Origin of the sequence: Amphritea sp. (assembly GCF_048266285.1) — a bacterium.
Classification (GTDB): domain Bacteria; phylum Pseudomonadota; class Gammaproteobacteria; order Pseudomonadales; family Balneatricaceae; genus Amphritea.
This window is the reverse complement of sequence record NZ_JBLWZV010000045.1, coordinates 1-6,453: the sequence shown is the minus strand read 5'-3', so window position 1 is coordinate 6,453 and position 6,453 is coordinate 1. Positions and strand designations below refer to the sequence as shown.

The window sequence follows — 6,453 nt, the reverse complement described above, 5'->3', positions numbered from 1 at the left end:
TCGAGCCGCTCGGCCGGCAGCTGACCGCTGGCGGCGAGGATGCCCAGGGCAATGGACAGGTCGAAGCGGCCGCCGTCCTTTGGCAGGTCGGCGGGGGCGAGGTTGAGGGTGCTCGTAAATGCCATATTACGGATGAGCAAGGTATTCACATCGTGCGTACCATGCCGCTTGACTAGGATTCTTAGACTCTGCTTGAGCAAGGCGTGGAGAATACTATCTCTATTTTCTGTGAAGGCAAAATGTATTCGCGGATGTATGCGACTACTGTCGAAATCAGAACCGAAGAATTGAACATAAATCCAGAATCTTGGATGTATCGGTTGCTGTTACTTATCTCTGAGGGGTCTGTAATTAAAAAGCTTCATACTTCCGGCGTGACGCTTTTTTTTGATGCCATTAAATTGGGTTGCAATAATGAGATTTTTAATTCAGTTAAGAATCTATTGCCGGATGATTTGTCCGACTCTAGTCTGAGAGATATGTTCTTTCAATTAGAGGAGGAGTTGCGTCAGTCAGAGTTTTCGCCATCAACCAAGCACAAGATGTCTCAAAGTTTCAGATGCTTAATATTTGAGTGGATTGATAGATTGTGTCTAAAGAATACGATCCACAGGCAATCAGTTGGATTCAAATCAAGCATGAAATATAAGCGAAATCCGCGAGAAATGATTAGCGATTTCGCAGATTTAACTGCGCCAGAAGGTCTCGACGTGCCAATCGGGGCAATTGAGTTTGAGAGTATTAACGAGCTCCATAACAAGGCACTGGAGAAAGTCGAGTTTGATCTGAGTAAAATTGTTGAGGCAGGTGGGCGCGAATTAGAGTTGCATGAAGAATTTAGAAAGTACTTGAAGGCTTGTAGAGAGATTGATCCCGGTCGTACGCTGCTAAATTTAGTGCGCCGTTTGTTGAATAAGAAAATTACAAGGCCGGCTTGGGAGTCATGCGGCATCTTCAAGAAATCGTGTGAAATTATTGTTTCTGCAGTTCTACAGGTAATAGAAGATGACCGCTTATGTTATTTGGATCGGGAGTACAATCCCTCCTTTGAGTGGTTCAGTCGATATGCGGATCAACTAGGTAAAAGGTTTGGTGTGCCTATAATGGGGAGGCGCCTATTTTTCTTAGAGAATCGACTTGAATCTCTGGAATTGAAAGCGATATTTAATATTTTGCTTTGTCATACAGGCTGGAACGCAGGTTCATTGATAGAAATGGAACGGAGTTCAATAACGCCAGAGGAGGGGGGCTATTGTCTAGTGGGGTACAAGGAAAAAACGGATAACTATACCCCTCCAGTTCATTTGGATAAATACTATTCTTATGGAAAGAAGGCAGTTGACTTGCTTATTTGGAATAGCGAACAACTCATTAAATTTGGGTTGCTCGATAAGAATGAGCAGCGCTTATGGTTTTCATGGGGGCTGAAGTTTGCAGCGTATGAGAATCAAAGCATTGGTATTTTTGTAGATCTGAGATCGTTTACGAGGCGTCACGGCTTGCCCGATTACTCATATGAGCAAATTCGCACGCAGGTCATGGCTAAGGATATTTTGGCAAATAAAGGCAGTATAGATCCTGTGCGCCGGAGTGCCGGCCATAAGTTATCTATAACAACTCACGGTTATCTTCAGCAGCTAGTTTTTCATAGGCTGGCTTCAGCTGTTAACTTGGATTTTCAGCGTAAATTTGAGTCCACAATTTTATGGCGCCTGAAAGAAAAGGGTTTTGCAGGTGCCTCTAAATCAACAAGCGGGCCAAAGAATCTATTAGATTTGACTCCAATTGGTGATGGTACTTCTTGCAGATCCCCGACTGATGTTCCTCCTGGCTTAGAACTGGTTGGTGGTATTTGCCGTGCAGAGCACTGCCATTTAAATGGCGGTTGTCCAAATCAGATGATTGTGATCGATAAGGAAGCGCTGCGCGCTCTTGTCAGAAAGCGAAAGTATTACATAGGTAATTGGCAAAGGCTGTACCTTGAGAATAGGCACAAGTTTGAGGCGATACATGCTAATGCATTTCTATTTAATATCGCGCTTTACGATTACATAAAGGATTCAAACTACTCGGGGTTTCTTCGCGAGGTAGAGAGGGAGATTGGATGATGGAGATAGAAATTGAAGGGAAACTCGGCGGTTCGCAGGACTTTGAGGATGGGGATAAAGCTTCAATAGAACAAAGCGCGACACCCACAGCGGCACGAAGACTACATCCTGATCTGGTGGTTACGGAAGGTTTCGTATTGCTAGTTAGAAAGCTGGACGCACGAGCTGACGAAGAGCAGTTCTATCCGATAGATTTGAATAAATATTGGTTGGCGCCAAATACTGTATATCCAGATGGCTTGCCATTGCTGAGCAGGACTGACTTAACGGCTGCAATAGTTGAAGTGATTGATGCGTTTTTGTATCGAGTGGAGCCTTCAAAGTCAAGACATACCAGAGTGGCATTTATTGTTGGCACGCTTGCCAAATTTTTTGAATACATGTGGTTCAACGACGTTTATAAATTAAGTCAGTTGACGGAGGCTCTGTTCGATCGATTGTTTGACTTACTCGTTGAGGGTGGATGGCATAGCGCATTGTCCATCAAAGTGAGATTGGAGAAGGCGCTTTCTGCTCTCTCTGAGGAAGATAGGGGGCATGCTCTTTTCATAGGTCATAATCAAAACAAATCGGTTAAATCAGAAGAAGTAAAGAAGCTCGTGGCTACGAATATCGAGTCGAGAGAGGTGGCTGTTTACTTTAGAATGATTAAGCTCTTCCAGTTAGATAGAGGTTGGATCTCAAAGTTACCTAAGGCGGCTGAAGAGGAATCCGTTTCGTCTGATGGTTATGGATATAGCATTCTGCGTCAGACACTTGAATCAATTAATATGTTGTACGGCATCACTGATGGCCCTCAGATATTTCCATATGTTGAGCACGTAACACGTGCAAAAAGGGCTACATCTCCGCCAGGTAAAACTATAAATATGTCACCAGCTATTGCTGGTATGCTCTTGTCCAGTGCATTTAAATGGGTTTATGACTATTCTGAGTATGTAATAAAAATTCTGTCCGAGCTCTGCGATTCTGCGGTTATGGTCTCTAGGGAAGGACAGACAACTCTAGGTTGCAATTACGCACAGGTCCTCAATAATTCCTCAGCGAGAAAAGCAATTGAAGAGTTAACTGGCCTAAACATAAAATGGGTTGATAGTCGTTATGGACGTGATGGTTTGTCCGTACGTGAATTGATTCAATGCTTGCAAACCGCTTGCTTTATTGTCGTTGCAGCACTAAATGCGCGTCGGCGAGATGAAATTGAGCATCGCAAGTTCGGTGTTCATTATGGATGCTGTCAGGAAGTCAAAGAAAGCGACGGCCTGTTTGAGTTGACGATATATGTGGAGAAAAGCCTTAAGGATTACGACGTATTCTATGTCGGAGAATCTACTGTTAAAGCTGTATCAGTTCTTGAAAGGCTGCAGGATTGCTATGTTTCTCTCGACAAGCTACTTGGTCGAGATGTTTGGGAGGCTACTCCTGTCCGTGAGAGAGTTTTATTTAGCTACCGACGGATGAGTAGAATCGATGGAGTTGGTAAGAAGAAATGTTGGTACCATTTCGAAGGCGGCCCAGAGGGGGCAGCCAGTAAGTTTCTCTCTTTGGCTTTGAATGAAGATGTTGAAAGTTTTCCAGTGACACCCCATATGTTCAGAAGGATGTATTGCCTAATTTTCATGTATAGGTATGAATTTTCAGATATTCGATATCTATCTCATCACCTTCGACATAGCGATCTGGTTCAAACACAAACTTACGTTACAGATCCGGATAATGTCTCTGAGCTCGAAAGTATTGATGCCTATTATGGCTCCAAGCACGCTTCGTTATCTAGCAAGCAGCATATAATTGATATTCAGTCTGAAATGCGTGAAGTCGCAAATGAAAAGTTAGGAGATATAGTATTTTCGATTATTACTGGTGATAGTCATGCGGGTGGGTTCTCAAGGTTCGTTCGTACAATTTACAAGCGTTTCATGAAAAGCGTCGATTTTAGCGAGCTTGATATTGAGGCGCGAGCTAATAAGGTTGCCAGTCGGCTTCAAGGCAAGGGGTATTTGCCTGAACCCTTTAAGCACGGAAATTGTATGGCGGGTTCGGCTCGTGCTCAGCTGACTGCGGCATGTCGCAGTTCTGACGGGACTGGGCCAAAAAAGATGCGTGCGTCCCCAGAGTTGTGCTCTAAGTGCCCTCTGCATTGTACAAACGTTAAGTTTTTGGAGAATTTGAAAGCTGATTTTATTGTTATGAAAGATCGAGTTGCGGAGATGCAAGGCGGTTCGTTAGAGCTTCGCACGCTAAAGACAGATGCTGATAATTTAGAGAAACTCATCCAGCATTATGATTTGCAGTTTGGAAGTTAATGATGAGTAAAGTATCTGCAAACAAACTAAAAGCGCTTAATCGGATCGAATCGAAAATAGCCCTGCTTGAGTCTTGGGCTGCAACAGGAGTGCCAGATAGGCCTGATGGCGGCGGGAAGGAATTCTATCCAAAGAGTGTGCGGCAGTTTAATTTTTGGGATCTTTCTGAGAATTCAATATGCGTAAGAGAGCAAAATCCAAATTGCGCACGCAGTGCAAATGATACGCTCAATCAGTATCCGCACTTGCGGGCTCAGATTGAAACGCTCATTGTGGCTATTCGGCAGAGGGCGGAGGGCGGAGCTACTAAACTAGAGAAGATCAAGGCGTTAAAAGAGAGGTTGGCAATATACCAGGAGTATTCGTCCGTCTTGGAGCGACAACTAGTTATACTTCGGTTGCAGAACTCAGAGCAAGAGGCCGGTTTTCGCTCCGAAATTTCCCGTTTGCAGAATATATTGGCGGAGGAGAAGTCAGTTTTCTCTCTGCTTAAGAAGGAGAATGGCAACCTTAAGCGGAGAGTATCTGATTTGACTGCGACTCTCAAAAAGGTTGCTCCACTTCGGGATATTTCCGATGAGTAGCCAAAATCGAATATCTGTTTCTTGGGTGGCGGTTGAAGATTATAAATATGCTGTCGCTTATGATTCGGTTACGAAGATGATCCATTATGATCTGCTTGATTACTCTATTCATCTGGCGAAACGACTGGCTTTAAGCTCTCTTACTGTTCGTAACATGGTCTACCATGTGACTCCATTTCTGGCATGGATTTCGGAGAATAAGATATTAATTTCCCATGTCGGAAATCACTCGATTATCAAATTTAGAGATGATGAACAGAAGCGCTTGGTAAATCGTATCGGTGACTCCGCCAAAGCTCATAAAAGAACAGTCAATAGTCGTCTCGTATGTGTTTATCAGTATCTGGCGTGGCTTCAGTGGAAGCGGCCAGATTACATAAAGTTGATTGGTCCAGATGGGCAAGTAACCAGCAACTTGGTCATCGATAATGCTGGAAAGATAATTAAGTCTAAGCGTCAGGCCAAAGGATACTACCCATTATTGTTTTCCGATTCTGGCTCATCGTCTCGCCATAGACCGGCATACGAAGCAACAGATCAAGACTGCGACGACATAAAAACGCATTTTCTCGGTGGGCAGTCATCATATATTGCTGCGCGAAATATATTGATGATGGATGTTATGTCTCAGATAAGTTTGAGGAGGGGGTCAGTTAACTCTTTGCGCGTTTCGCAATTTATGGTGGCGGATGATTACTTTAATAAGCGTGATTTCTTAACGGTTGTCCCGGACTCTCAGAAGTTCGGGTATCAGAAGCCATACAAATTCCCTCCCATGCTGACATACAAGATTCAAGATTTCATTGAGACCCATAGAGCCACTTTAGTTGAGCAAAAGAGGGTGTCAGTACAGGACACTCAAGACAGGATTTTCTTGTCTCAGACAACGGGGCTACCTCTTTCTAACTCGTCTGTCACCGGTATTTTTTCGAGCGCGTTCGAAAGTATTGGCGTAACAGAACGAGCATCCGCTCACGCATTTAGACACAAAAGCGCGAATGATAAAATTCACGACGAGATTTGTGAGCGTAAGGAAGCAGGTTTAGACACGTCGGATTCGTCAATTGCGTACTCTGTTTCTGCGTCTTTGGGGCAGTCAAACCCTGAATCACTGTTGCCTTACGTCTCAAGGGCGCAAATTAAACTTTCATCAACTTTAAGAAAAGAAAACTTAGAGTTGAAGGAGTTGAGAGAGGACAATGCTCGACTTCGCAAGATTCTCAAGGAGTTACAGGGAGGATAGTCTGGGCAGTTCGTTGACGACTTCTGCACCCTACCTGAGGCTAAGTTCCTGGAGCTGTTCGGCCTGTCCGCCAATCCGTCGCTACCTCCGGGTGCCGACAACAAGCTGGAAGCCTTCCACCTGTACTCCAGGCGCCAGGCCATCCAGGAAGGCTTTATCCTCGTATGCTGCTGACCTATCCCACCTACAGCACCGGCTGAAGGATCGCCCAG

The 6,453-nt window shown here is 44.4% G+C and carries 4 protein-coding genes and 1 pseudogene; 4 read left to right on the top strand and 1 reads right to left on the bottom strand.

Features of this window, described 5'->3' with window-relative positions; all coding sequences use genetic code 11:
• A pseudogene (locus ACN0T0_RS20225) lies at positions 1-110 on the bottom strand (magnesium chelatase domain-containing protein); the annotation flags it as partial.
• Between the two features lie 93 nt (positions 111-203).
• Between ACN0T0_RS20225 and ACN0T0_RS20220 the strand changes: the two are divergent.
• Genes ACN0T0_RS20220 through ACN0T0_RS20205 form a run of 4 tightly spaced genes read left to right on the top strand, consistent with a single transcriptional unit; the run spans position 204 to position 6,241 of the window.
• Positions 204-2,108 carry a hypothetical protein gene (locus ACN0T0_RS20220; protein WP_417228650.1) on the top strand — a complete coding sequence of 635 codons (1,905 nt, stop codon included), beginning with the start codon at positions 204-206 and terminating at the stop codon, positions 2,106-2,108.
• Complete coding sequence (locus ACN0T0_RS20215) at positions 2,108-4,414, top strand: hypothetical protein (protein ID WP_417228648.1); 2,307 nt, start codon at positions 2,108-2,110, stop codon at positions 4,412-4,414. Before ACN0T0_RS20220 ends, ACN0T0_RS20215 begins: the two co-directional genes overlap by 1 nt.
• Positions 4,415-4,416: 2 nt before the next feature.
• The gene (locus ACN0T0_RS20210) at positions 4,417-4,998 is read left to right on the top strand and encodes a hypothetical protein (RefSeq protein WP_417228646.1); all 582 of its coding nucleotides are present in this window, start codon (positions 4,417-4,419) and stop codon (positions 4,996-4,998) included.
• Positions 4,991-6,241, top strand: a complete 1,251-nt coding sequence (locus tag ACN0T0_RS20205) for a hypothetical protein (RefSeq protein ID WP_417228644.1) — start codon at positions 4,991-4,993, stop codon at positions 6,239-6,241. The genes ACN0T0_RS20210 and ACN0T0_RS20205 overlap by 8 nt, the downstream gene beginning before the upstream one ends.
• Positions 6,242-6,453: the final 212 nt, after the last annotated feature.

Coding starts and splice junctions, on each gene's coding strand:
- ACN0T0_RS20215 (WP_417228648.1), top strand. CDS start 2,108: ATGGAGATAGAAATTGAAGGGAAACTCGGCGGTTCGCAGGACTTTGAG.
- ACN0T0_RS20210 (WP_417228646.1), top strand. CDS start 4,417: ATGAGTAAAGTATCTGCAAACAAACTAAAAGCGCTTAATCGGATCGAA.
- ACN0T0_RS20205 (WP_417228644.1), top strand. CDS start 4,991: ATGAGTAGCCAAAATCGAATATCTGTTTCTTGGGTGGCGGTTGAAGAT.